This is a genomic window from Paraburkholderia sp. BGA-UO-ETr-F21 (assembly GCF_059567925.1).
Genome location: NZ_JCAQOY010000039.1, coordinates 131,556 through 154,765, shown reverse-complemented (window position 1 = coordinate 154,765; position 23,210 = coordinate 131,556). Strand labels below are relative to the sequence as shown.

Genomic DNA, 23,210 nt, shown 5'->3' with positions numbered 1-23,210 from the left:
AGCGCGTTTTGTTAGCGCGTTTCGTCAACGCGTTTCGTCGTCAACGAATTGCCCACTGGCTGGTCGGCGCTGCGCCGGGTTGCGTTTCTTTTGGCGCGGTGCCGACTTCAGCAGCCGCGCATCCGGCATCCATCGACCACGGCCAAGGAGCCGCCTGCATGACCCATTCCATCCACGGCAACAAACGCTGGCTCGCACTGATCGTGCTGTGCCTTGGCGTGCTCATGATCGTGCTCGATACCACGATCGTGAACGTTGCGCTGCCGTCCATCGCGGCGGATCTCGGTTTTACCGAAACGTCGCTGGTGTGGGTGGTCAACGCGTACATGCTGACCTTCGGCGGCTGTCTGCTGCTGGGCGGACGGCTCGGTGATCTGTATGGACACCGCAAGTTGTTTCTTATCGGCATCACGTTGTTTACGTTGGCGTCGCTTGCGTGCGGCATTTCGAACTCGCAAGTGCTGCTCGTGTGCGCGCGGGCCGTTCAAGGTGTGGCGGGCGCTATCGTCTCTGCTGTTTCGCTATCGCTCATCATGAATCTGTTCACCGAACCGGGCGAGCGAGCGAAAGCCATGGGCGTGTACGGCTTCGTGTGCGCGGGCGGCGGTAGCATCGGCGTGTTGCTCGGTGGGTTGCTCACCAATCTGCTGAGCTGGCACTGGATCTTTCTCGTCAATCTGCCGATCGGCATCGCCGTGTACGCACTGTGTGTTGCGCTGTTGCCGTCGGCGCGCGGGCATGCGCATGGAGAGAAGCTCGACGTGGCCGGCGCGGTGTCCGTCACCGTTTCGCTGATGCTCGCCGTCTATGCCGTCGTGAATGGCAATGAAGCTGGGTGGACTTCGGCGCAGACGCTCGGCTTGCTATTCGCCGCGTTGGCGCTGCTTGCCGTGTTTCTGGTGATCGAATCGCGCGTCCAGCACCCGTTGATGCCGCTCGGTCTGTTCCGCTTGCGCAATGTTGCGACGGCGAACGTGGTCGGCGTGCTGTGGGCGGCTGCGATGTTTGCGTGGTTCTTTATTTCCGCGCTGTATCTGCAGCGCGTGCTCGGTTATCGGCCGTTGCAGGTCGGGCTCGCGTTTTTGCCGGCTAATCTGATCATGGGGTTCTTTTCGCTTGGGCTGTCGGCGCGGGTGGTGATGCGCTTCGGGCTGCGTGTTCCGCTTGCGGTAGGGCTGCTGGTCGCGGCGTGCGGTCTTGCGTTGTTTGCCCGAGCGCCGGTTGGCGGCAGCTTTGTGCTCGATGTCATGCCGGGGATGATTTTGCTGGGCTTCGGCGCCGGTATTGCGTTCAATCCGATGCTGCTGGCCGCTATGAGCGATGTCGATCCGAGTGATTCAGGACTCGCGTCCGGAATCGTTAATACGTCGTTCATGATGGGTGGCGCGCTGGGGCTTGCGGTACTGGCGAGTCTTGCTGCGGCGCGGAGTGAGGCGATGCTCGGGGCGGGTGATGCCGTGGCCGCGCTGAATAGTGGGTATCACGTCGCGTTTTTGTTCGGGGCGATTTTTGCGGCTGCGGCGGGGGTGATGGGTGGGGTGTTGTTGCGGACGGGGGTTCAACACGAAAGCCACGGCGGCCAGCACGCGTCAGCCACAGACGGGCAGTCGAGAGCCGCTGGAAACAGCGCCGCAAGCGAGAATTATTGAGCAGCCGTAGAGCTGTTGTCGGGTGGCTGGATTTGTGCGTTTCGATCGGGCTTGTGGGAGCAAGGCACTATTTGACGATAAACGGTCCGAACGCGATCAGGCTATGCATGTGGCGGCTGCAAGCCGCTTCGCTGTTGAAAACCGCAAGCACGATCAAATACGGCAGCCTGCGTCGAGCTATGCTGGTTCCATGCTGACATGAGATCCCACATGAACCCGGTTGGAAAAGCGCTGTGGTTTATCGAAAGCCACTTTGCCCGCGAGCTGACACTGGAGGACATCGCCGACTGCGGATGCGTGTCGCGCTTTCACCTGGCGCGCGCCTTCGAAGCGGCCACGGGGTTTTCGGTGATGCGCTATGTTCGCGGGCGTCGGTTGAGCGAATCGGCGCGGCGCCTGGCGAGCGGCGCACCAGACATTCTCGCGGTCGCCATCGAAGCCGGCTACGGTTCTCACGAGGCATTCACGCGCGCATTTCGCGAGCAATTCGGGCTCACGCCCGACGCGCTGCGCGCGCGTGGCCATCTCGACAATCTCGCCCTCGTGGAGCCGATCAAAATGGACGAAACCCTGCTAGCCCATCTCGAACCACCGCGCTTTGAAGACGGTAAAGCGCTTCTGGTTGCGGGCCTGAGCGAACGCTACACCTGCGAAACCTCCGCCGCAATTCCATCGCAATGGCAGCGCTTGAACCACTACTTCGGCAAAGTGCCGGGCCAGATCGGCAACGTAGCGTACGGCGTCTGCTACAACGCCGACGACGCCGGCAATATCGACTACCTATGCGGCGTCGAAGTCGGCGATTTCTCGGCCTTGCCAGGCGAGCTGAGCCGCTTGCGCATTCCGCCGCAACGCTACGCGGTGTTCAGTCACCGCGAGCATGTTTCGGCCATCCGTCGCACCTGGAACACGATCTGGAATCAATGGTTGCCGACATCGGGACATGTGCCTGCCGATGCGCCGAATTTCGAGCGATATGACGAGAAGTTCGATCCGGTGAGCGGAATGGGCGGGCTCGAGATCTGGTTGCCGTTGAAAATATGATCGATGCGATTGTCGACACACGGGTGGATGCGTATCGCCCCCCCCGCCCGCGTATGATCCGCACCCAACCCCACCTCATCGAACATCTCCCGCCCAATACGCGAACGTTGCATTAACGATCGCCGGTTGCAGCAGGAAGTCGTGCGCCGCCTGCGCCAGATCTGCGCGCACGGGTTTGATCGTCCCGGCAGCCATCGCCAGCAAGGCGAGTTCGGCCGCGTTCTCCATCGAGACCGCGAGATAAATGCTTTCTTCAATCGAAGCACACGCACAGATATAGCCGTGATTGACAAGCAAAGCCGAGCGCCGGTCGCCTAATGCCGCGCTGATGATTCGGCCTTCTTCATCGTCGATCGGCACGCCGGGCCATTCGTCAAGAAAGCCGCAGTCGTTGTAGAACATGCAGGCGTCCATATGCGCGACCGGCAACGGTATACCCAGCATCGAGAGCGCGCTGATGTGTCGCGGATGCGTGTGCACAATCGCATGAACGTCTGGCCGATGGCGATAAACCCACGTATGAAACCTCACTGCCGGGTTCGGAGTTCCGTCGCCTTCCAAGACCGTCAGTTCATCGTCCACCAGAATCATCGATGCGGGCGTCACCTCTGCAAAGCTTTTTCCGAGAGCCGGTGTCCAGTATCCGCGATTCGACGCATCGCGCCACGTGATCTGACCGGCGAGACTCGCCATATGACCTTTCGCATGCAGGATGCGGCAAGCATCGGCGAGTTTTTCGAGGGGGAAGGACGCTTGCGCATTCCCGATGCCCGTAATGGTTGACCGTTGTTTCATTGAATCACTCTCCTTGCGAATGGGGCGGCGCTGGCGTCGTGGGGGCGCTTTTCATCAAACGTGTGCAAAGCACGGCGAGCGCTGCGAGTGCGCCGACATAGATCGCGATCGGTTGCAGACCGTGATATTGCGCCACCAGTGAAGTCGCCACGATCGGCGCCAGCCCGCCACCAATCGCCGCCGCAAACTGAATACCGATCGATATGCCGGAAAGGCGCACATTGACTGGAAACTGCGCGGCAAAGAGTGCCGACTGCGGACCGAACAGCAATGCATAGTTGAACCCTAGCGCAATAGCCACCGCAACCTGTAACCCCGTGAGGCTGCCGCTATCGATCCACCGCAGCAGAGGCACGACGCTAAGCGCCATGACGACAGCGCCGAACATATAGAACCGGCGTACGCCTGCCCGGTCGGCCAGCCAGCCGAATAGCGGCAAGGTGACGATCTGGATTGCCGCGCCGATCATGACGGTCTGCAACACCGCGCTACGGCTGAATCCCAAACGCGTCGACGCGTAAGAAACCAGAAATACGGTGAGTACGTAGTAAAGCGTCACTTCGGGAAGCTTCGCGCCGATTGCCAGCAGCAATGACTTCTTATGACGCGTGAGCAATTGCCACAGCGGCACGTCTACCCGCTGTCGCCCGCTTGCGGCTTTTTCGAAGGCAGGCGATTCACCGACGCTTCGCCGTACGAATGCGCCTAGCAAGACGAGCGCGATGCTGGCAAGAAACGGAATACGCCATCCCCAGCTTTGAAAAGCCTCTTCCGGCAGTCGGCTCAAGAGACTGAACGCCGATGTGGAAAGAAGTAAGCCGATCGGCGGACCGATTTGAGGCAGGCTGCCGAAGAGACCCGCGCGACTGGACGGCGCATGCTCGACTGCCATGAGCACGGCTCCGCCCATTTCGCCGCCCAGCGCGATGCCTTGCAAAATGCGCAGCGCGACGAGCAGCACCGCGGACCACGTGCCGATCACGGCGAAGTTCGGTATCAGACCAATCGCAATGGTAGAAAAGCCCATCAGGAACAACGAGAAGGTCAGCACGGACTTGCGGCCAAGCCGATCGCCAAAATGCCCGAACAAAATGGCGCCGAGCGGCCGCGCGAACAGCCCGGTCGCGAATGCACCGAACGACGCGAGTGTCGCGCTGGTCGGGTCGAGGTTGGGAAAGAACTGCCGGTTGAATACGAGCGCGGCGGCCGTGCCGTAGGCGATAAAGTCAAAGCCTTCGATGATCGATCCGACTGTGGCCGAGATGACCGCCTTATAGCGGGCCGGCAGCGGCGATCTGCGCGTTGTTGTGCTCACGCCTTCGAGCGCGGAAAACGGGTCGTTCACGGGTGATCTCCTCACTTCGGTGGTCGGCGGGAGGCGGCCGAACTGGCGTCAGTATTGGTCCGGTGAACGACGCGGGATATGTGCCCAGAAATAACTCTGGATTAACCTGAAGTTATCGCGCCTTGCGGGCCCGCGCGCAAGGCAATTTCAAGTGCGGCGTCGAACGCCCGCGACTGGCCGCGCACGCTGCGTGATATCGCGACCAGCCGGCGCGATGGGACCGCATTCAACGGCGTACGGCGCAGCCCACGATCTTCGACCATATCGCGCGGCAAGCTCTCCGGCAGGACAGTCACGCCACCGCTGATCGACACGAGCCGCAAACTCAGTTCGAGCGAATCGCATTCGATATACGGCTGCACACTGCCGCCCAGCGATCGTTCGACCATGCGGCGCAACGCGTAAGGTTTTGGCGGAAGGATCAGTTTCAGCGCGGCCAGGTTGGTCAATGCATGCGCGTCGGTATCGTCGTCTGCGGCGGTGTACAAGGCCAGCCGCTCTTCGAAAAGCGGTTCGCTGATTAGATCCGGCACATCCACTGCGGTCTCGTAGACGAAGCCGATATCCGCTTTGCCGCGCTCCACGCTTTCGACGACGTTCGCGGAACTGTCGCAGTGAATAGTGAGGTGAACATCGGGATAGAGCGCGAGCATCTGCCGGCTCAACTCCGGAATGAAATACGCAATCAACGTTTGAACGGTTGCAATGCGCAGGGTCCCGCCATGCCGCGACAGATGCCCCGAATGTTCGAACGCGGCGTCGAGCGAATTCAGCAGCGGCTCGACTTTCAAAAAGAGCGCTTGACCGTCGGGCGTCAACTGCATGCCGCGGCCGTGGCGAAGAAATAGCTTCGTGTCGAGCGCTGTTTCGAGTGCGCGAATCTGCTTGCTCAGAGCGGGTTGCGTGATAGCGAGAATCTCGGCTGCCTCGCGCAGCGAACTCGCCTTCGCTACGGCGACGAACATGCGCAATTGATTGTCCCGGCTGGCAAGCGTTTTCATAGAAAGGAGGATTGGTGGATGAAATGCCGCTGGCGTACATGTTACCCATCCGGCGAGCCGATCGCGGCGGGCAGCATCGATCGACTGCGGATGTTGTCCGTGCAGTCGATGATCACGGCATGGACGCGGTTCTATGATTGTCGGCGCTTTATGAGCCGACCTCGATCAGGAACAAGACCGCAGCGAGACAGCGATTGTGGGTAGTCTGGAAGACTGTGCCCAATAAGCTATATCGAGCGATGCGGCGCTGCACCGCCTCTGCTTCGGAATGCGCTTGCCGTTCGTTCCGAGCTCTGAAGATTCGCTGCGAACGACAAGCACAGGTTCATGAGCGCACAGAGGGCGCCGCGGCTAACAAGCCGCGCAGAAACACCATGATCATATGGCCGATGGGTGCGTCGGAAAGCAGAGACCGCTGCAAAGCGAGGCCCTGCGAAAGCCCCATGAAGGAGGCCGCCAAGACGGTCGGCGATTCGGGCGGCACTTTTTCCAGTCTGGCGAAGATCTGCCCGATGCAGTAGGCAAGGCCATCACGGTGAGCGTCCAGCAACGCCTGTGAGGCTTCTTCAAAAACGGGATTGCGACGCCCCTGAAGCTTGAATTCAACGCCCAACACCGACCACTCGGGCTCGGCATCGAGTGTCTGCGCCCAGACTTCCAACGCGCGCAAAATCTCGTCCGCGGACGCGGATGGGTCATTCAACGTACGGGCGATATCGCCCACTTGCGCCTTTGACCGCTCTCGCATCAATTCGACGAACAGTTCTTCCTTGCTCGCGAAATTCGAATAGAAAGCGCCCTGCGTGTAGCCTGCTTCGGCCGCGATATCTCTTAGAGAAGTGGCGCCGAAGCCTCGCTCGACAAACAGCCGCTTCGCCGCGGCAAGCAAATGCGCGCGCGTTTGCAATCGGCTTTCTTCGCGGCTCAGGCGCGGGGGTGGGGTCGCCTTCTTCATGGCCGGAAGGATATCAGTTGATATTTAAAATTCAACTGGCTATTATTACGAATCCATTTCGCATATCACTTGATATGCGAAATCAGGAGCCTCGGGTGGTCCTCTGAGCGTGCTTACGTAACGCGATGAGGCGAGCCTGCGGAGTCAGCGTGCGAGCCAACCGCAAAGACCAGGGCGCAATGCAACAACCCGGTCATGTACTACGGAAAGAAAGCATGAGCAGCAGGGTAAAGATGTTGAAGCAGCAACTCGCGCAACTCGATGAGCGGATATTGGTCGCCTGGCAGCAGGAACAGAAAGCCGCGATCGAACACGTCCGGCAGGTCATGAACTTCTTCAACCTCGTGCCTAACCAGTTGCGCGTCGACCGGCGCGGCAGGTACAACACCAAGCCGCCTCAAATGAAGTATCAGGACCCCGTCACCGGCGCGACGTGGAGCGGCCGTGGCCGCGCGCCCTCGTGGATCCGCAACCGGCGCTACGACGATTTTCTGGTTAAGCAGCCTGGCGACGCCGGATCGAACTAAAGATTGCAGACGTTCAAGCGTATTCCATGCGCCCTTGATTCCCGAGTTTGATAAGGATGCCTATCTCTTTGCGAATCGTCGTGGTACGCACGGAGTAACGTCGATCAAGCCGCCCACCCTCAGGCAAGCGTTCGAATCGAGTTGCTGATACCGCGCGCGCAATCGATCACGGCGGGGGCCAAGCGTGCTTCAGCTTCCGCCGGCGTCCACCGGCTTGTCGGCGCGACGACGTGAACCGCACCGACCGGCCGACGCTCCCCGTCGAGCACAGGCGCCGCGATCGTCATATCGCCAATGAACAGTTCCTCGCGGTTCGACGCATAGCCATTGCGCCGTCCGAGCGCGAGCCGCGTCACGATCTCGTCGATATCCGTTACGGTGTACTGCGTATGCGCAACGCGATCGCTCGCGAGCAGCAGCGCATGTGACTCGTTTTCCGGAAGCGCCGCGAGATACGCTCTCCCCGACGCCGTGCAGTACATCGGAATGCGGCTGCCGATCGGCATGTGAATCGGCACGAACTTCATACACACGAAGCGCGCCACGTAGACCATATCGACGCCATCCGGCTCGGTCAGATTGGTCGTCTCGCCGGTGACATTGGTGAGTTCGGAAAGAAACGGATTGGCGACGTCGATCAACGTGTCCGCAGCCAGATAGTTGAAGCCGATCTGCATCACACGCGGCGCCAGTTGATAGCGCCTGGTACGCGGATGCTTACGCACGTAACCGAGTTTCTCCAGCGTGTAGATCATGCGTTGCGCAGAGCTTTTGGTGATTGCCGTGGCCTCCGCGACTTCCGGCAATGTCATCGACCTTCGCTGTGCACTGAACGCGCGCAGCACCGCGATGCCCTTCTCCAGCGACTGATTGAACAGTGCGTCCGGCGTTTCCTCCGGTTCCGGGGACACTTCCGGCGGTGCGTTGAGCGTCTTGCGTGTCATGGAATCACCCAATTGTTCTCTATCGTTATTGACTTTAGCATATCGAATATCGATACGCAAATTTCGTCCACCGATATTTTTGATTCGAATAAGATGCACCAACTGATGGTTACCGATATTCCGACCGACCGTCGTCAACTCGTGGAGAGACTCATGTTCCAGTTCGCCAAACGCTTCGCCAGTGTCTTTGCAACAGGATTGCTGCTCGCCGGTGCGCCGGCCTTGTCCGTGGCCGCCACTACGTACGAGATTGGAGCGACGGCCACCGGTGTGCCGTTCACCTTTCTCGATGTGAAGACCAATTCGATCCAGGGCCTGCTGGTCGATGCGATCACCGCGACCGGCAAGGCGGCGGGCTTTGACGTGAAGATCGAACAAACCACGTTCTCCGCGCTGATTCCGTCGCTGACCACGAAGAAGATCGACATCATCTCGGCAGCCATGCTGAAAACGCCGGCGCGCGAGCAGGTCGTCGATTTCTCCGACACCGTGTACTCCTATGGCGAAGGCCTGATCGTGCGCGCCGACGATAAAGGACAGTACACTTCCATGGACGACCTCAAGGGCGAAGTGGTCGGCGCGCAGGTCGGCACCGCGTTCGTCGATGCGTTGAACAAGAAGGGCATCTTCAAGGAAGTGCGCACCTACGATTCAGTCGCCGACATCATGCGCGACGTCGCACTCGGCCGCATCAAGGCGGGCTTCGGCGACCATCCGATTCTGGCCTACCAGCTTCAGCACAATCCCAATCCGCAATTGCGCCTCGTCAGTGGCTATCAACCGTCGGTGAAAGGCCAGGTGTGCTTCGTCGTGCGCAAGGGCGACACGGCGACGCTGGAGCAGTTGAATGCCGGCATCAGAAAGATCAAGGCCGACGGTACGCTCACGCAAATCGTCAAGAAGTGGCAGGTGGAATGACGTCGCTTTCCGAATAAGGACCGTCCGCCATGTTCTTCCAGAACGCCGTCGAGTTTCTGCCGATCCTGCTCAAAGGCGCGGTTGTCACGATCGAGATCACCTTCTGCTCGTTCGTTCTGAGCACCGTGCTCGGCCTCGTGCTCGCGCTGATGCGCGTGTCGAACAACCGCATCGTATCGAACGCCGCCGCGACTTTTATCAACGTGATCCGCGGCCTGCCCATCATCGTTCAGCTCTTTTACATCTACTTTGTGCTGCCGGACCTCGGCGTGCAATTGTCGGCGTTCCAGGCGGGTTTCATTGGCCTTGGCGTCGCGTACTCGGTGTATCAGGCGGAGAACTTTCGCGCCGGCATTCAGGCGATCGATCACGGGCAGATCGAAGCGGCGCAGTCCATCGGCATGCGCGGCGCAATGATCATGCGGCGCGTGGTCTTGCCGCAGGCGTTCCGGATCGCACTGCCGCCGTACGGCAATACGCTCGTGATGATGCTCAAGGACTCGTCGCTCGCATCGACTATCACCGTCGCCGAAATGACGCGCGCCGGACAGCTCATCGCATCGTCCACGTTTCAGAACATGACGGTCTTCACGCTGGTCGCGTTGCTTTACCTCGGACTCAGCCTGCCGCTCGTCTATGGACTGCGGCGACTCGAACGCCGTCTCGGACTGAAGGGAAAACGATGATCAAGGTCGACTCGATTCACAAGCGCTTTCACGATCAGCACGTGCTCAAAGGCGTCAGTCTGAGTGTCGAACGCGGTCAGGTCGTGTGTCTGATCGGTCCGTCCGGATCAGGCAAATCGACGCTGCTTCGATGCATCAACGGACTGGAGCGGCACGACGCCGGCACGATCACGGTGGAAGGCCAGGCCGTCGACGCAGCTTCGAAGCAGATCCACGATCTGCGCGCGCAGGTCGGCATGGTGTTCCAGCGCTTCAATCTGTTTCCGCATCGTACCGCGTTGGAAAACGTGTTCGAAGGTCCGGTATTCGTGAGAAAGGAAGTGCGTGCACAGGCACGCGAGCGGGCCCGCCATCTGCTCGAGAAGGTCGGCCTCGCGCATCGCATGGACGCGTACCCCGCCGAGATGTCGGGCGGACAGCAACAGCGTGTGGCCATTGCGCGCGCGCTGGCCATGGAACCAAAAGCGATCCTCTTCGACGAGCCGACTTCGGCACTTGATCCGGAACTGGTCGGCGAAGTACTGGGCGTGATGCGCCAACTCGCCGACGACGGCATGACCATGATCGTCGTCACGCATGAGATGGGCTTTGCGCGCGAGGTCGCCGATCGCGTGTGCTTTCTTCATGACGGCACGATCCACGAAGAAGGCTCCGCCGCCGATCTGTTCGAACGTCCGCGCAATCCTCGCACTCGCGAGTTTCTCGGCAGGATGCCCACGCTTACCGACGCCCCCCGGATTTGAAAACATCATGAGCCTGGTTGAAGTTGCAAAGCCGTTGCCTCCCTCTTTGTGGGCGGCAACGGCGGAACCCGCGGTCGATACACCGCCGCTAGACGGCTCGGTCACAGCGGACGTGGCGATTGTCGGCGCCGGTTACACGGGTTTGTCGACGGCCTTGCATCTCGCGGAACAAGGCATACGCGTCTGTGTAATCGACGCCAACGAGCCCGGTTGGGGCGCGTCCGGCCGTAATGGCGGGCAGGTGATTCCCGGCCTGAAATACGATCCCGACGAACTCATCCGACGCTACGGCCCACGCGATGGCGAAGCACTCGTGCAAATGGCGGGCGGCGGCGCCGATTCGGTTTTCACGCTGATCGATCGCCATGGCATTCAGTGCAACGCGACTCGCGCCGGCTGGATTCAGCCGACCCATTCGAGCAAGCTGCTCGGCACACTACACAACCGGGCGCAGCAGTGGGCGTCGCGCGGCGCGCCGGTTGAACTGCTCGACCGTGCGCAGATATCGAAGCGGCTCGGCACGGACGCATTCGTCGGCGGTTGGGTCGACCTGCGCGCGGGCAGCGTGCATCCGTTGAGCTATGCGCGCGGCCTCGCGCGCGCGGCGCAAACGGCGGGCGCGGCGATACACAGCGGAACCCGTGCTGCGAGCGTCGAGCGTGGTCCGAAAGGATGGAGGATTCGCACGGCACAGGGTTCACTCATCGATTCGAAGCAGGTGCTGCTGGCGACCAACGGTTATACGGATGGGCTTTGGCCGCAACTCGCTCAATCCGTGATCGCCGCAAATAGCTTTATCGTCGCAACGAGGCCGCTACCTGATGATGTCGGCGCAACGATTCTGCCCGGTGGCGAAGTGGCTTCCGATTCACGGCGACTGCTGCTCTATTTCCGCAAGGACGCACATGGACGTTTGCTGATGGGCGGACGCGGCCCCTTTCGCGAGCCTCGCAATGCCGCGGATTGGGCGCATCTCGAACGTGCCGCCCGGTTGATGTTTCCACAACTGAAGGACATCGAATACGAATACCGATGGGCGGGTCGTATCGCCATCACCCGCAACTTTTTGCCGCACGTGCATGTGCCGGCAGAAGGGATGACGATCGCGCTGGGTTACAACGGACGCGGCATTGCAATGGCGACGACGCTAGGAAAACATCTGGCCGCTTTGATCGGCGGGACGACACGCGGCTTGCCGCTTCCGCCGACCTCTATCGAACCTGTGCCGTTTCATGCGTTGCAGCGGTTTTATATCAGCGCGGGCGTGGCATGGTATGGACTGCTCGATGCGCTCTCTTGAAACATAGGTTCGGGTGTATGCGGTGTGGCTGGCGCAGCTCCTATTGAATCGGTACGCATCCTTTTCGGTATGAATGAGAGTCGGCGGCACAGCGATTGCTGCGCTTTTGGTCGGGCAGGCGACGACCGTCTGTTTCTTTATTCAGTCCGATAAGGAGGGATGGATCATGAGCAAGGCAACCAGCACATTGATCGCGGCCATCGCCGCACTTACGCTGTCGGGTGGCGCTTACGCACAGTCAGCCGGAGGCTCGAACGGCACCGGTTCGGCGGGTAGCACGGCAAGTCCCGCGAATCAGGTGAATCAGCCGAACAGTGGAATGAGTGGTTATGGCACGCCTGGCGCTACGAATTCGGATAGCGGGATGGCGACCAGGGCGCCGAATTCGGGTCTGCCGAGTGGCACGAATAGTAGCTCCAACTCCGGCAATAGCGCTCCCAAGAGCAACAATACGCTGGCAAGGCCGAGTGTAGTGTCGCCTGCGGCGGGTCAATAACCGTTGTAAAGGTGACGACCGGCGGCGAAATACGGTGAAAGTAATTTCGACCGGAGCCGCGAGTTCGCGGCTGGCAAGTGCGAGTCAATACGACCGGTCTGCACGGTCTCTCGGTTCGCGACAAGCAACGTTATTGATGCGTGAGTGTGATGAGGTCGTGATCCAGTTGAGCTTCGGCGCATAGGAACATCGTGAGGCTGGCTGGGCTCGATTCGTAGCGAGCGCTTCTCGACTCCCGACGACCTTCACAAAGCTAGCGTTCGAGTTCTTTATTCGCCCTGCGTCGCATGACAGACCGCTGCCCTCTCGGACAGCGGTCTTTTCGTTTCTGCATGACATTGTTATTTGCGGCGGCACTACCCAATGCTTAGTTGTTAGTTTTTCGTCGCTTAGTGTGGCGCGGGGACCAGTTTCTGGATCGCGTCCGCTCTCAAAGTCGCTGCACTGTCCGACGGTGAGATTTTGTGCTTTGGCGTGTTGGCGGCGGTGGCGGATGCCTTTGCTCTCTGGGACGCCTCGGCCAGCAGGGTCGCCGCATGGCGCGCCGTGATGCGGCTTTGCGAGACACCCTTCGCATCGAGTGCGATCACCTGGAAGAGTTCGCGGTCGTATTCGAGTTCCTGCTGATATTGTTCAGCTGTGTCTACCAGTAGTTCAAGGAGCGTCTGACGACGCCGTCTTTCATCGCTCGTGATGGCAGGATTCCTACATATCGAAGACGCAAGTGTAATCAAGGTGTCCAGTTGGCCTACCTGCCGGTCGCATAAGTCAAATGCGGATAGGGCGAGCGTTTCGTACTGGAGCGCGTCGACGGGCGGACGCGATGAAGGCTGGTTTTTGATGGATTTGGTCATGGCGCGATCTCTCTAGTGATTCTTTGGATCGCCCGACACTCGCTTGTAAAGGGGTGAGCGGGCACGTGGCGGGATTGGAAGACCGGGCTTGAAACAAACCGGCGAGCCTCGCGGCTCCCCCACCACAGCCCGCCCATTGACATGTAGACGTGCAGGGTTAGACGCACAACCCGCCTGAGCGGGTGTGCGGTTTCAAGCACAGGCTTCCAAACCTGGTCGCCGGGTGTTTCCCGACGACTTGGGAATTATAAATCAGGGCGGACGGGTTGCTGCCAACTGAGTAGGCTAAATGCTTAATTTGGTCGGAAGGGTAATCGCAACGGGACCAGGACGGCTGGCTTTCGGACAAGGGTAACGCGCGCATATCGATTGCGCTGCACCAAACTCACAGCAAAGACCGTTCGTTCCGGACGGCCACTCATCAGCGGCCGTTGCCGATTGCGACGATTACGTGCTTTCGGCTCGCAACCTATCGCTCATGGGCTCGTGTATCGGGACCGACTTTCGGCCTTGTGCTAATTGCCCGTCAAGAGCCGCTATAGGTTGCTCTACGGTCATTGGATGGCCTGTTGCTTCAAATGACTATTTTTGCCCTGCCATTTAGCGGCACGGTCTGCGACCGATGGCAATAGCCTGCAGTTAGTCAAGTCCTTGTCCCGAGATTGTGCCGCGCACCTCCCGGCCACCGAATCGTCTGTCATACACGGGAAAAGCGATTCGCGCCTTATCGTTGCGCCTGATGCAACCGACCGTGCTCGATCCACGGTAGCGAAATGCCGACAGTATATTGATCGTCAAGTATTGCGACTTCGCTTAGCGGCGGATGCTGCTCAAGTTTGACGATCTCATGCCGACAAAGAGTCTGTAATTCCATTCGACAGATCGATTTCATCACCCGGAACACCCAAATGCAGAGACGACTACTCCCGATTCTTATCGTCAGCGCAAGCTCGGCTCTTTTCGGCGGATGCGCCGCCACGCTGCAGCCCCAAGACAATTCGTCGTCAAGTGAAAGGACCTCCGAAGCCAGCATCGTCGTACCGCCTGCTTCAACCCATACAGTTGTCCTGCGTATGACCGGATCGACGGTTGCCACGGCCTCGTCCGACTGGCCGCAGGTGCAGAAGGAATGGCGGGAAGCTATGCAAGGTGCCTCGAATCCGGCCGGACTGACCTTAATCGATGAAACCGCGGGAACGGCAACCCGGAGCGGCGCCGGCACGGTCGTTGATGTCTATGTCGACGACTACCACTTCGTCTCGCAAGGCGCACGGATCGCGTTTGGAATCATGACAGGCAATGCCTTCATGCGAGCCAAGGTTACTTTCCGCGATCTGCAGACTGAACAGGTATTCGGGCAGCGCTCCTACAACACTAAGTCTTCGGCTTGGCAGGGCATTTTCGCACCGACCACCGACAGGCAGACGCGTGCCATCGTGGCTGATGTCGTCAAGCAAATTAATCCACGTTAGTACATCGAGTAACTGCCGGCCTCGAGACAAGCCGGCTTCGTCGACTCGCGAGCTCATGATTTTCTTGTACGCGGCACGTGTGCCAGCAGGGAGGCACGCCCTGATGGCGGATCGACGATCCGCCGACGCGCTACATCGACGGCTCGCGACCGATAGTACGCGTTCACCCACCGCGCCGGAAATCGGCCATTAAAGACTCCGATGTCTTCTCTGTGGAACGCTCATCCAACTGGTGCTAACGGCCAGTTTGAGCCATTCAGAGGAAGCTTTCGCGGGTCCGCTCCCGGCTCGACATGAGACGGTCGCTGATCGCGCTCTGAGCTTGCCCGTCCGCCATTCCAAGGCATCGCGAATTGCGGACGAAGGGTGACCTGCTATGTGACCTGACGTCCAGGTGCGACAACGCCGCTGAATAATGCCCGGTCCGCCACGGGTGGCCGTGCTGCAGAAAAGCAGAGGTTCATTGGGCGGGCACACCACGTGAAGGCCGGCGCCTGAACTGGAACCGCTACCTGCGAAACGCGCTTCGCGTGCGCCGAAGCACGTCGACGTCCACCGACAAGCGGCTCAGATCACGCAGTCGGAAAGTTCCGCCGTCGATGACGTACTCAGTGCCGGTGATGGCGCTGGCCCGCGCGGAGATGAGGAAACCGATGAGTTCTGCCACCTCCCGGGGAGAGCATGGCCGGCCGAGAGGAATGCCTCCGAGCGAATCCATGATGATCTTGCGAGCGCCGTCCGTGTCGATGCCGTTCTGCCGTGCGATCTCAGCAACGAGACCCGCGGCGGCATCCGTTTCAACCCAGCCGGGGGAGACACGCACGACCCGAACGCCTTTCGGACTAACTTCCTTGGACAAGGCTTTGCTGTAGTTCGACAGGGCAGCCTTGGCGGCGGCATAGGCAATCGTGGCCTCCGGCAACGGTAACTGCCGCTGGATCGACGTGACGTGGATGATGACGCCTGAGCGCTGCTCGACCATCGAGGGCAACAGCGCGCGATCGATGCGTACTGCCGGGAACAGGTTCAGGCTCAATGCCTTGTTCCATTCGTCGTCGTCGAGCACACTGAAGCCACCCGCTGGCGCAGATGAGCCACCCGCCACATGCACGATTATATCGACGCCGCCGAGCCGCTCGAGCACGGCGTCGACAATGGTTTTACAACCCTCGGCCGTCGTGATATCCGCACCGATGAACCTTTCTTCGGTAAGGTCATCGGAACGCGAACGTGCCGTCGCGAGGACATTCGCGCCCGCCTCGCAAAGGTGTGCGACAACGGCTTTACCGACGCCTTTGGTCCCGCCTGTGACGAGCGCCCGAAGCCCCTGAAGTTCGAGTGCGGCGCTCATCAGCGAATCTCCAGAGACGCGATCTTGCCGCCGGCCAGGACAAACGTGTAGGTCAGCTCGACCGGGCTACCGGGGAAGGTGCCGGTGAGCCTGGCGCGCATCGTCACGGCGGCGCCATCCTGGGACCAGTCCAGCGGCTCGACGGCGTACTGGTACCTGGCTTTGGTGTCTTTCTTCCAGGCCTGGATAGCTTCGAGCCCCTCGATAGTGCGGCCCTCGTCGCGCACGACGGCGTCAGCAGCGAAGCAGTTCGCGAGAGGAGCGGTGTCGCTGGTGGTTTCCGCGTTCAGATAGGCATCCAGTGGCGGGGGCAGGGTCATGTTCATCGGACTTTTCCTTAACGTCACGTTTGCATGTCCCAATGATGGCGCTATAGTTACCACATCGCAAGAACGCACTAAAAAGTAAGTAAGCCGTGCCCAACCGAAAAGCCTACACTCCCACGACTGCCGCGATCGACGTCGAAGCCGCATTCAAGCTGCTGGAAGGACGTTGGAAGCTGGTGATCCTGTTTCACCTTTTCGGTGGTCAGGTGCGACGCTTTTCGGACCTCGAGAGGCTAATCCCCAGCATCACGCAAAAGATGCTTGCCCAGCAGCTACGCCGCCTCGAAGAGGACGGCATTGTGACGCGCACGGTCTATCACCAGGTGCCGCCGAAGGTGGACTACCGCCTCACCGATTGGGGGCAGGCCCTGTGCCCGGCACTGGATGCGATCCTGAAATGGGCGGAGCACCGTGAAGACTTTCCATCGGCTGCGTCGAGCGTGCGTGCCTAAGGCTGGCTGACCTGTTTTCCTGAATCGAGTTCTGTGGGTCGTCGACGAGGTGTCTGCTGCAAGTCAACGGATGCGTCCGCATCGGTTTGGGGGGCTCTCCCAACGTTTTCGGAGTTACGCCGTCGGGTCGCGGTATGGTCGGACCGCGTCAGCGATCCGCCACTTTCCGTGATGGCCGACGAGATAAAGGCCGACGCGTTATCCGAGGTCGTCTCATGTCGCTCCCGGAGCGGACGGTGGTAAATCTTGTCCGAGCGGCTCCATCGGGTCGGAAAGACTCATTCATCGACAGTGACACGTGACATTCGCGGTCGCGGCGGTCCGAATGGCAAAAGAACAACCCTAAGCAGCCTTACCAATGGCGGCCCGTGAACGTCAGCAATGGACGATCAGTGCGCATTGCCTGTCCGCAAGGTTTCGGTTTTTTTCCGGCCTAGCCAGTTGCGTTAACAAGCAATACGCACATCCTCCGCAAACGAAAAAACTGCTCTAAACAATACTGTCCAGCGCCTTCGCGAGCCGGGCGACCGCACCCTCAACATCATGCAGTTTATCCAACCCAAACAATCCAATGCGGAAGGTCTTGAAATCCTCAGGCTCATCACATTGAAGCGGAACCCCAGCCGCAATCTGCAACCCCGCATCGGCAAACTTCTTACCCGACCGAATCCCATCATCGTCCGTGTAGCTGACAACAACGCCCGGTGCCTCAAACCCTTCAGCCGCCACGCTTCTAAACCCCTTATCCGCAAGAAGTGACCGAACGCGCTTCCCAAGCTCAAGCTGCTCTGCTCTAACCTTATCGAAGCCGTAAGCCTCGGTCTCCTTCATAACGTCACGCAACGTCGCGAGACCGTCCGTAGGCATCGTCGCGTGATACGCGAACCCACCGTTCTCGTAGGCTTCCATGATCTGCAGCCACTTGCGAAGGTCACAAGCGAAACTGGTACTCGTCGTCCCGTTGATTCTTTCGCGGGCAAGCTCACTCAGCATGACCAGACCGCAGCACGGTGACGCGCTCCATCCCTTTTGCGGTGCGCTGATCAGGACGTCAACGCCGCTCGCCTTCATGTCGACCCAGACCGTACCGGAGGCAATGCAATCCAGTACGAACATGCCGTCGACGGCATGCACAGCGTCGGCCACCGCGCGCAAATAAGCGTCCGGCAGCATGATCCCGGATGCGGTTTCGACATGCGGCGCAAAGACCAGATCCGGCTTGTGTTCCCTGATTGCGGCGACCACGTCTTCGATAGGTGGCGGTGCATAGGCAGCCTGTCTCCCCTCTTCGACCGGGCGCGCCTTCAGCACGATCGATTCAGACGGAATGCCGCCCATGTCGAAAATCTGCGTCCAGCGGAAACTGAACCAGCCATTCCGGATGACAAGACACTTCCTGTTCGTTGCGAACTGCCGGGCGACGGCTTCCATGCCAAACGTCCCACTGCCAGGTACAACAATGACCGAGTTCGCGTTGTAGACCTTCTTCAGAGAATCGGAAATATCGCGCATCACTCCTTGAAAGAGCTGCGACATATGATTGATTGATCGGTCGGTGTAAACGACTGAATATTCGAGGAGCCCCTCGCGGTCGACATCGGGAAGTAAGCCTGGCACGTTTGTCTCCGGTTATAGATGAATATCTGTATGTGAAACAGATTCTAACGAAAGCTATGTGCGGCTGCGGCAAAAAGCATTTTGCATTGCTGCTGCCGGCCCGTGGCACCGGTCGCTGCCAGGCCAGCGGAGCATCCGCCTGGCTTGATAGAACGAGCCACTCCGTCGGTTTGAACCATCGCCTCGCCCTCCGCAGACCCGCTTCCTACTTGGAACTATACTAGGACACTTGGAGGTCCCCATGCCCGACCACGACAAACCGCATCCACTCCGCCCGTTCCTGAAAAATTGGATTTGGGAGCATGGACGGATCGGCACTCGCTATCTTGACTACGCGGACGGCGAGATCAAGTTCGATGAAGGTAAGAAATCGCATTTCGCAGCCGAGAAATACACCTACGTACCCCTCGGCAAGGAGGCTCAAGACGACGTATCCAAAGACGGTCCCGCGATCCAGGAAGCGGGACTCGCCCGCTTTCTGCGAGCCGCGCAATTGGGCACGCCAGAGGAAGCCGGTTCTGTCGCCGAGGTTCAACGCGCCGTGCAGGACTGCGTCGAACTCGGCCTGTTCAGCGCCTATCAATCACAGGCTCGAGAAGCATTTGCCCGCTACGCGCAAGAACCCATGTTCGACGACGAGATTCGCGCAGCGGTTGTCGACGACATCAGGCGTAAGTACGCTGGCATGCCAGAACAACTGGCGCTATACGATTTCAGCGTGCTTTACGGCTTGCCCACACCGCTGCTTATCAACGAGGCGCCGTTCATCGACTGGCGTGTGCGCGCCAGTCCGGCACTTCCGTTTGTATCGCTTCCGCTGGGACCTTACTGTCTGCTGGTAGGTGCGCCTTCTGGCAGGCAAAGCCGGATCGGCTCGGTGGTCTGGAAAGCAGCTGCGGCGATGGGCCCGTTGAAGGACCACAACCGCCAGATCGCGGAGCACGCACGTCTATGGCTGGTGGCGACCAATGATGACCAACTCGTCGCTGAAAAAAACCGCATCGCCGCGGCGTCGGGGGTTATTCCTCGACGCACGTAATTGTTGAACGTAGACGTTATCCGGAGACACGCCATGCAGGACGAAACAATACGTGAGGCACTGAATGCGCACTGGCAAGCGTCGGCGGCCGGCGATCTCGACGCGGAACACGATATTTACGATGACGATGCCGTCTGTGACTATCCGCAGTCAGGCGAGCGAATCCTCGGGCGAACGAATTTGCAGGCACTGCGGAGTCATCATCCAGGCAAGCCAGCAGGTTTCGATGTCAGGCGCATTCAAGGGGAAGGTGATCTATGGGTCACGGAATACTCGATCAACTATAACGGGCGGCTGGCTTACACGGTCAGCATTATGGAGTTCTGCAACGGCAAGGTGATTCACGAGACGCAGTATTTTTCCGATCCATTTGAAGCGCCGAGTTGGCGGAGTCAATGGGTTCAGCAAATCGCGTGACTATGCGATGCATTGCCCCTCTTCCTTACGCCTCGTTCAACCAGGGCATTTCCACTGGCGACACCACCAACTGTCGCCCCTCGCGCTTCAGTTCGAAGATAAATCCCACCAGAATCATAGAATCGGCATAAGGGATCGGAAACACGTGCGGATTTTCCGCAGCGCGCAGCGGCCGAGCCGACGTGTCCGCCGTCGTCGCAGCATTCTCGCGGACGCTTTCCAACTCGTCAGCCATGGCCTGGCCACTGACTTTCACGACACGGCTACGCAGGTCGCTGAAGGGTTCGATACGTGCCGCATCTTCGTTGTATTCGGGCACTTCATAGATGAACCAAGACATGTGCAGCTCCCAAGGAAAGGGCAGCCATTCTAACAGCGGCTTAATCGGTCGCGGATTCAACCGGTCGATGCAATAGCCAGATCGAATCGCGCAACCACCGCCTCAAGCCTACGCCTTCCGGCCCACTTTCTCCAACTCAAACGGCGTATCGCGCAACCGCTTCCCCGTTAGCCTGAACACCGCATTAGCAACCGCCGGCGCCACCGAAGGACTCGACAACTCCCCCACGCCACCCGGTTTCGACGTATCCCCCTGCACAATCAGAACGTCGACCTCGGGCATATCACTCATCCGCATGACCCGATAACTATCGAAGTTCTTCTGCTGAATCTGCCCATGCCGAATATCAATGCGATCCGCCGTCGCATGCCCGAGCCCCCACATCAACCCGCCATAAAGCTGTTCCTCGACACCACCAGGCGAGACAGCCAACCCACAATCCGCGACACAGGTGAGCTTCTCGACCACAACGCCATCGCCCTTGCGAGCCACCCGCGCCACGACCGCCACATAACTGCTATACGCCTGATTCGTCGCCACACCCAAAGCAGTCCCGGCAGGCAACGCCTTCCCCCACCCAGCCCGTTTCGCCGCCTCACGCAAAACAGCCTGATGCCTCAGATCCTTCATATGCGCGAGCCGAAACTCGACCGGATCCTGATGCCCCGCATGCGCCGCCTCATCCATGAACGACTCGACCGCGAACACATTCGGGATATAACTCACCGCCCGATACCAGCCGGTCGGCACCCCCGTCTCATGCCGCACCCAGCCAATATCCACATGTGGCGCCCCATAAGCGAACTCATACTTGCTGATCGCTTCCGTGGTGCTGTAATCCATCCGATCCGGCCGATCGAAGTACCCCGGCTCCCATTGTTCCGGCGAAGCAGGCATGACCGCGCGCAATTGCAGCGTCGCCAGATTGCCGCGCGCATCGAGCACGGCCCTCGCCCGGTGATAACTCGCCGAGTGATAGTAAAGCGCGCGCATTTCGTCCTCGCGGCTGTTCATCAGCTTGACCGGCTGCCCAACCTTCAACGCAAGCCACGTCACTTCAAAAAGCCAGTACTTCGATTCACGCGACCCAAAGCTCCCGCCTGAAACAAGCTCATGCAGCACCACGCGATCCGCCGGAATACCGCCGATCACCTCGGCCGCCTCCTGCACCGTCGAAGGCACCTGCAGACCACCCCAATACTCGATCTGCCCATCCTTCGCCCACGCAGTGACGTTGATCGGTTCGAGCGGATTCTGCGCCTTATAAGGCATCGAATAAGCAGCTTCGATCACCCTCGCACCATGCGGCCACGCCGTCTTCACATCGCCGCTCTGAATGGTCGGCACCACCCTTGCCGCGGGATCGTCGAGCCACGCCGCCTGACGCGCAGCAAGCGTGCTGCTATCGAAAGTTTCAAGCGGACTATCTTCCCACTCCACATGCAACGCCGCCTGCCCCTTATGCGCCGACCAGTAGTCATCAGCCAATACGGCCACGCCCGCCTGATTGCCGCCGAGAATGTCCGGCCTCCCAGGAATCTGCACGACCTGCCGCACACCGGGCACGGCCAGCGCGGCTTTGGCATCCACGCTGCGCACGCGCGCATCGATCACCGGCGCACGTGTGACGACCGCGACCAGCATGCCCGGCAACGACACGTCGATGCTGTACGGAAACGCGCCTCTCGCCTTCTCCGCCGCGCCGCGTTTCTTCTGCAATTTGCCGATGTATCTGAACTGCGACGGGTCTTTCAACGCGACGTCCTTAGGCGCGGGCAATCGCGCGGCGACCTGCGCCAGCGAGCCATAGTTCGCACGCTTGCCGCCAGCCTTGTCGATGACGAAGCCGTTTTCCGTCGAACATGCCGATGGCGCCACATTCCATTGCTTTGCCGCGGCAGCGATCAACATCGCCCGCGCTGTCGCGCCTGCACGTCGCAAGCGGTCGTATTCCAGCGAGACGCTCGTACTCCCGCCCGTCGAAAAAACCTTCCACAACGGATGAATGTAATCGCCGTAAAACGGATTCTCCGGCGTAATCACATCCACGCGAAACGGATCGACATCCAATTCTTCCGCGACCAGCGCAGCGAGCGCGGTACGCGTTCCCGTGCCGGAGTCGTGTTTATGGACGACGAGCTTGATCGTATCGTCCGGCAGTACGCGCACCCACGCATTCGGTTCGAATTCGCCGGCTTGCGGTTTGGGGTCGCCGCTTGGGCTATTACCGTTGGCGAACGCTTCAGGCAACTGGAAGCCGATCGCAAGCCCCGAGGCCAACAGCGCCGAACTCTGCTTGATGAAGCGACGGCGCGCGGCGCCGCGAGCGCTGGTCAGCGCGTCTTTGTCGTTGCGCATTCAAGCCTCCTCGTTCGTAGCATGAAACGAGCAGGCGGACGCGCAAGCAGGCATCTCTACCGCCGCCAGCGCCGTATCACCCGAAGCCGCCCGCTTGATCGCCTTGCGAATCCGCGAGTACGTGCCGCATCGACAGATGTTGCCCGACATCGCCGCCGTGATGGTTTCGTCGTTGACGGTCGGCTTGTCCTTGAGAAACGAGGCCGCCTGCATCAATTGACCGGACTGGCAGTAGCCGCATTGCGGTACATCCTCGGCGACCCACGCGAGTTGCAGCGGATGCCGGCCGTCCTTCGACAATCCTTCGATCGTCGTGATGCGTTTGCCGGCCACCGCGGCTATCGGCAGCAAACACGAGCGAACCGCCTCGCCTTCCAGATGCACCGTACACGCACCGCAAAAGCCGCCGCCGCAGCCGAATTTGGTGCCGGTCAATTTGAGCCGGTCGCGCAACACCCACAACAGGGGCATGTCTTCCGGTACATTGTCGAGCGAGTGCCGCGTATCGTTGACCACGATCTCGATCATGCGCTGTCTCCTGAATGTTGTTGTGCAGCGCGGCGCATGCATGAACGAGAGCG

24 protein-coding genes are annotated in these 23,210 nt (G+C 59.9%); 12 read left to right on the top strand and 12 right to left on the bottom strand.

The window, feature by feature from the left end; all coding sequences use genetic code 11:
* Positions 1 to 158 precede the first annotated feature (158 nt).
* Together AC57B1_RS30210 and AC57B1_RS30205 are read left to right on the top strand one after the other, a co-directional pair.
* Positions 159 to 1,649 carry a DHA2 family efflux MFS transporter permease subunit gene (locus tag AC57B1_RS30210; protein ID WP_496419529.1) on the top strand — a complete coding sequence of 497 codons (1,491 nt, stop codon included), beginning with the start codon at positions 159 to 161 and terminating at the stop codon, positions 1,647 to 1,649.
* Between the two features lie 210 nt (positions 1,650 to 1,859).
* Positions 1,860 to 2,693: an AraC family transcriptional regulator gene (locus AC57B1_RS30205; protein WP_408350624.1), complete on the top strand. Its 834-nt coding sequence runs from the start codon at positions 1,860 to 1,862 to the stop codon at positions 2,691 to 2,693.
* Positions 2,694 to 2,768: 75 nt separating this feature from the next.
* Here AC57B1_RS30205 and AC57B1_RS30200 read toward each other — a convergent pair whose 3' ends face one another.
* The 4 genes from AC57B1_RS30200 to AC57B1_RS30185 all read right to left on the bottom strand — a co-directional run bounded on the left by AC57B1_RS30200 (position 2,769) and on the right by AC57B1_RS30185 (position 6,723).
* Positions 2,769 to 3,488, bottom strand: a complete 720-nt coding sequence (locus tag AC57B1_RS30200; RefSeq protein WP_496419528.1) for an aldolase — start codon at positions 3,486 to 3,488, stop codon at positions 2,769 to 2,771.
* A gap of 4 nt (positions 3,489 to 3,492) precedes the next feature.
* Positions 3,493 to 4,833: an MFS transporter gene (locus AC57B1_RS30195; RefSeq protein WP_496419527.1), complete on the bottom strand. Its 1,341-nt coding sequence runs from the start codon at positions 4,831 to 4,833 to the stop codon at positions 3,493 to 3,495.
* A 101-nt stretch (positions 4,834 to 4,934) separates the two neighbouring features.
* The gene (locus AC57B1_RS30190; RefSeq protein ID WP_091805734.1) at positions 4,935 to 5,834 is read right to left on the bottom strand and encodes a LysR family transcriptional regulator; all 900 of its coding nucleotides are present in this window, start codon (positions 5,832 to 5,834) and stop codon (positions 4,935 to 4,937) included.
* Between the two features lie 325 nt (positions 5,835 to 6,159).
* On the bottom strand, positions 6,160 to 6,723 hold the full coding sequence (locus AC57B1_RS30185; protein ID WP_496419526.1) for a TetR/AcrR family transcriptional regulator: 564 nt from the start codon (positions 6,721 to 6,723) through the stop codon (positions 6,160 to 6,162).
* Between the two features lie 281 nt (positions 6,724 to 7,004).
* Here AC57B1_RS30185 and AC57B1_RS30180 point away from each other — a divergent pair, with 281 nt between their 5' ends.
* Positions 7,005 to 7,316, top strand: a complete 312-nt coding sequence (locus AC57B1_RS30180; protein WP_408350639.1) for an H-NS histone family protein — start codon at positions 7,005 to 7,007, stop codon at positions 7,314 to 7,316.
* A 119-nt stretch (positions 7,317 to 7,435) separates the two neighbouring features.
* Here the strand turns inward: AC57B1_RS30180 and AC57B1_RS30175 are convergent, their stop codons facing one another.
* Entirely contained in the window at positions 7,436 to 8,260 is an 825-nt protein-coding gene (locus AC57B1_RS30175) for an IclR family transcriptional regulator (protein WP_408350642.1), read from the bottom strand.
* A gap of 153 nt (positions 8,261 to 8,413) precedes the next feature.
* Here AC57B1_RS30175 and AC57B1_RS30170 point away from each other — a divergent pair, with 153 nt between their 5' ends.
* The 5 genes from AC57B1_RS30170 (at position 8,414) to AC57B1_RS30150 (ending at position 12,403) form a co-directional block, all read left to right on the top strand.
* Positions 8,414 to 9,178: a substrate-binding periplasmic protein gene (locus AC57B1_RS30170; RefSeq protein WP_091809055.1), complete on the top strand. Its 765-nt coding sequence runs from the start codon at positions 8,414 to 8,416 to the stop codon at positions 9,176 to 9,178.
* Positions 9,179 to 9,207: 29 nt separating this feature from the next.
* Positions 9,208 to 9,864, top strand: coding sequence for an amino acid ABC transporter permease (locus AC57B1_RS30165; RefSeq protein WP_408350645.1), 657 nt, complete (start codon positions 9,208 to 9,210; stop codon positions 9,862 to 9,864).
* Positions 9,861 to 10,607, top strand: coding sequence for an amino acid ABC transporter ATP-binding protein (locus AC57B1_RS30160; RefSeq protein WP_091805717.1), 747 nt, complete (start codon positions 9,861 to 9,863; stop codon positions 10,605 to 10,607). Before AC57B1_RS30165 ends, AC57B1_RS30160 begins: the two co-directional genes overlap by 4 nt.
* A 7-nt stretch (positions 10,608 to 10,614) precedes the next feature.
* On the top strand, positions 10,615 to 11,907 hold the full coding sequence (locus AC57B1_RS30155) for an NAD(P)/FAD-dependent oxidoreductase (protein WP_496419525.1): 1,293 nt from the start codon (positions 10,615 to 10,617) through the stop codon (positions 11,905 to 11,907).
* A gap of 166 nt (positions 11,908 to 12,073) precedes the next feature.
* Complete coding sequence (locus tag AC57B1_RS30150; protein ID WP_496419524.1) at positions 12,074 to 12,403, top strand: hypothetical protein; 330 nt, start codon at positions 12,074 to 12,076, stop codon at positions 12,401 to 12,403.
* Between the two features lie 389 nt (positions 12,404 to 12,792).
* Here AC57B1_RS30150 and AC57B1_RS30145 read toward each other — a convergent pair whose 3' ends face one another.
* Positions 12,793 to 13,257, bottom strand: coding sequence for a hypothetical protein (locus AC57B1_RS30145; protein ID WP_408350657.1), 465 nt, complete (start codon positions 13,255 to 13,257; stop codon positions 12,793 to 12,795).
* Positions 13,258 to 14,165: 908 nt separating this feature from the next.
* Between AC57B1_RS30145 and AC57B1_RS30140 the strand changes: the two genes are divergently transcribed.
* Positions 14,166 to 14,729: a hypothetical protein gene (locus AC57B1_RS30140; protein ID WP_408350660.1), complete on the top strand. Its 564-nt coding sequence runs from the start codon at positions 14,166 to 14,168 to the stop codon at positions 14,727 to 14,729.
* 508 nt (positions 14,730 to 15,237) lie between these two features.
* Here AC57B1_RS30140 and AC57B1_RS30135 read toward each other — a convergent pair.
* A complete protein-coding gene (locus tag AC57B1_RS30135; protein WP_496419523.1) occupies positions 15,238 to 16,080 on the bottom strand; it encodes an SDR family oxidoreductase in 843 nt (280 codons plus the stop codon).
* Complete coding sequence (locus AC57B1_RS30130; RefSeq protein ID WP_496419522.1) at positions 16,080 to 16,406, bottom strand: nuclear transport factor 2 family protein; 327 nt, start codon at positions 16,404 to 16,406, stop codon at positions 16,080 to 16,082. Before AC57B1_RS30130 ends, AC57B1_RS30135 begins: the two co-directional genes overlap by 1 nt.
* A gap of 89 nt (positions 16,407 to 16,495) precedes the next feature.
* Between AC57B1_RS30130 and AC57B1_RS30125 the strand changes: the two genes are divergently transcribed.
* Positions 16,496 to 16,858 carry a winged helix-turn-helix transcriptional regulator gene (locus AC57B1_RS30125; RefSeq protein ID WP_408350669.1) on the top strand — a complete coding sequence of 121 codons (363 nt, stop codon included), beginning with the start codon at positions 16,496 to 16,498 and terminating at the stop codon, positions 16,856 to 16,858.
* Between the two features lie 489 nt (positions 16,859 to 17,347).
* Here the strand turns inward: AC57B1_RS30125 and AC57B1_RS30120 are convergent, their stop codons facing one another.
* Entirely contained in the window at positions 17,348 to 18,475 is a 1,128-nt protein-coding gene (locus AC57B1_RS30120) for an aminotransferase class V-fold PLP-dependent enzyme (RefSeq protein WP_496419521.1), read from the bottom strand.
* Between the two features lie 241 nt (positions 18,476 to 18,716).
* Between AC57B1_RS30120 and AC57B1_RS30115 the strand changes: the two genes are divergently transcribed.
* A complete protein-coding gene (locus AC57B1_RS30115; protein ID WP_408350675.1) occupies positions 18,717 to 19,514 on the top strand; it encodes a hypothetical protein in 798 nt (265 codons plus the stop codon).
* 33 nt (positions 19,515 to 19,547) lie between these two features.
* Positions 19,548 to 19,931 carry a nuclear transport factor 2 family protein gene (locus tag AC57B1_RS30110; RefSeq protein ID WP_496419520.1) on the top strand — a complete coding sequence of 128 codons (384 nt, stop codon included), beginning with the start codon at positions 19,548 to 19,550 and terminating at the stop codon, positions 19,929 to 19,931.
* A 25-nt stretch (positions 19,932 to 19,956) separates the two neighbouring features.
* On the opposite strand, the gene AC57B1_RS30105 is transcribed toward AC57B1_RS30110, so the two are convergent.
* From AC57B1_RS30105 to AC57B1_RS30095, 3 genes are all read right to left on the bottom strand, one after another.
* The gene (locus AC57B1_RS30105; protein WP_496419519.1) at positions 19,957 to 20,271 is read right to left on the bottom strand and encodes a helicase; all 315 of its coding nucleotides are present in this window, start codon (positions 20,269 to 20,271) and stop codon (positions 19,957 to 19,959) included.
* A 108-nt stretch (positions 20,272 to 20,379) separates the two neighbouring features.
* Entirely contained in the window at positions 20,380 to 22,629 is a 2,250-nt protein-coding gene (locus AC57B1_RS30100; protein WP_408350684.1) for a xanthine dehydrogenase family protein molybdopterin-binding subunit, read from the bottom strand.
* Entirely contained in the window at positions 22,630 to 23,157 is a 528-nt protein-coding gene (locus AC57B1_RS30095) for a (2Fe-2S)-binding protein (RefSeq protein ID WP_496419518.1), read from the bottom strand.
* Positions 23,158 to 23,210 lie beyond the last annotated feature (53 nt).

Excerpts from the sequence above, each read along its gene's own strand:
- AC57B1_RS30155 (WP_496419525.1), top strand. The coding sequence starts at position 10,615 with ATGAGCCTGGTTGAAGTTGCAAAGCCGTTGCCTCCCTCTTTGTGGGCG.
- AC57B1_RS30200 (WP_496419528.1), bottom strand. The coding sequence starts at position 3,488 with ATGAAACAACGGTCAACCATTACGGGCATCGGGAATGCGCAAGCGTCC.
- AC57B1_RS30170 (WP_091809055.1), top strand. The coding sequence starts at position 8,414 with ATGTTCCAGTTCGCCAAACGCTTCGCCAGTGTCTTTGCAACAGGATTG.
- AC57B1_RS30205 (WP_408350624.1), top strand. The coding sequence starts at position 1,860 with ATGAACCCGGTTGGAAAAGCGCTGTGGTTTATCGAAAGCCACTTTGCC.
- AC57B1_RS30180 (WP_408350639.1), top strand. The coding sequence starts at position 7,005 with ATGAGCAGCAGGGTAAAGATGTTGAAGCAGCAACTCGCGCAACTCGAT.
- AC57B1_RS30145 (WP_408350657.1), bottom strand. The coding sequence starts at position 13,257 with ATGACCAAATCCATCAAAAACCAGCCTTCATCGCGTCCGCCCGTCGAC.
- AC57B1_RS30135 (WP_496419523.1), bottom strand. The coding sequence starts at position 16,080 with ATGAGCGCCGCACTCGAACTTCAGGGGCTTCGGGCGCTCGTCACAGGC.
- AC57B1_RS30150 (WP_496419524.1), top strand. The coding sequence starts at position 12,074 with ATGAGCAAGGCAACCAGCACATTGATCGCGGCCATCGCCGCACTTACG.
- AC57B1_RS30165 (WP_408350645.1), top strand. The coding sequence starts at position 9,208 with ATGTTCTTCCAGAACGCCGTCGAGTTTCTGCCGATCCTGCTCAAAGGC.
- AC57B1_RS30105 (WP_496419519.1), bottom strand. The coding sequence starts at position 20,271 with ATGTCTTGGTTCATCTATGAAGTGCCCGAATACAACGAAGATGCGGCA.
- AC57B1_RS30160 (WP_091805717.1), top strand. The coding sequence starts at position 9,861 with ATGATCAAGGTCGACTCGATTCACAAGCGCTTTCACGATCAGCACGTG.
- AC57B1_RS30110 (WP_496419520.1), top strand. The coding sequence starts at position 19,548 with ATGCAGGACGAAACAATACGTGAGGCACTGAATGCGCACTGGCAAGCG.
- AC57B1_RS30115 (WP_408350675.1), top strand. The coding sequence starts at position 18,717 with ATGCCCGACCACGACAAACCGCATCCACTCCGCCCGTTCCTGAAAAAT.
- AC57B1_RS30140 (WP_408350660.1), top strand. The coding sequence starts at position 14,166 with ATGCAGAGACGACTACTCCCGATTCTTATCGTCAGCGCAAGCTCGGCT.
- AC57B1_RS30175 (WP_408350642.1), bottom strand. The coding sequence starts at position 8,260 with ATGACACGCAAGACGCTCAACGCACCGCCGGAAGTGTCCCCGGAACCG.
- AC57B1_RS30190 (WP_091805734.1), bottom strand. The coding sequence starts at position 5,834 with ATGAAAACGCTTGCCAGCCGGGACAATCAATTGCGCATGTTCGTCGCC.
- AC57B1_RS30100 (WP_408350684.1), bottom strand. The coding sequence starts at position 22,629 with ATGCGCAACGACAAAGACGCGCTGACCAGCGCTCGCGGCGCCGCGCGC.
- AC57B1_RS30210 (WP_496419529.1), top strand. The coding sequence starts at position 159 with ATGACCCATTCCATCCACGGCAACAAACGCTGGCTCGCACTGATCGTG.
- AC57B1_RS30095 (WP_496419518.1), bottom strand. The coding sequence starts at position 23,157 with ATGATCGAGATCGTGGTCAACGATACGCGGCACTCGCTCGACAATGTA.
- AC57B1_RS30130 (WP_496419522.1), bottom strand. The coding sequence starts at position 16,406 with ATGAACATGACCCTGCCCCCGCCACTGGATGCCTATCTGAACGCGGAA.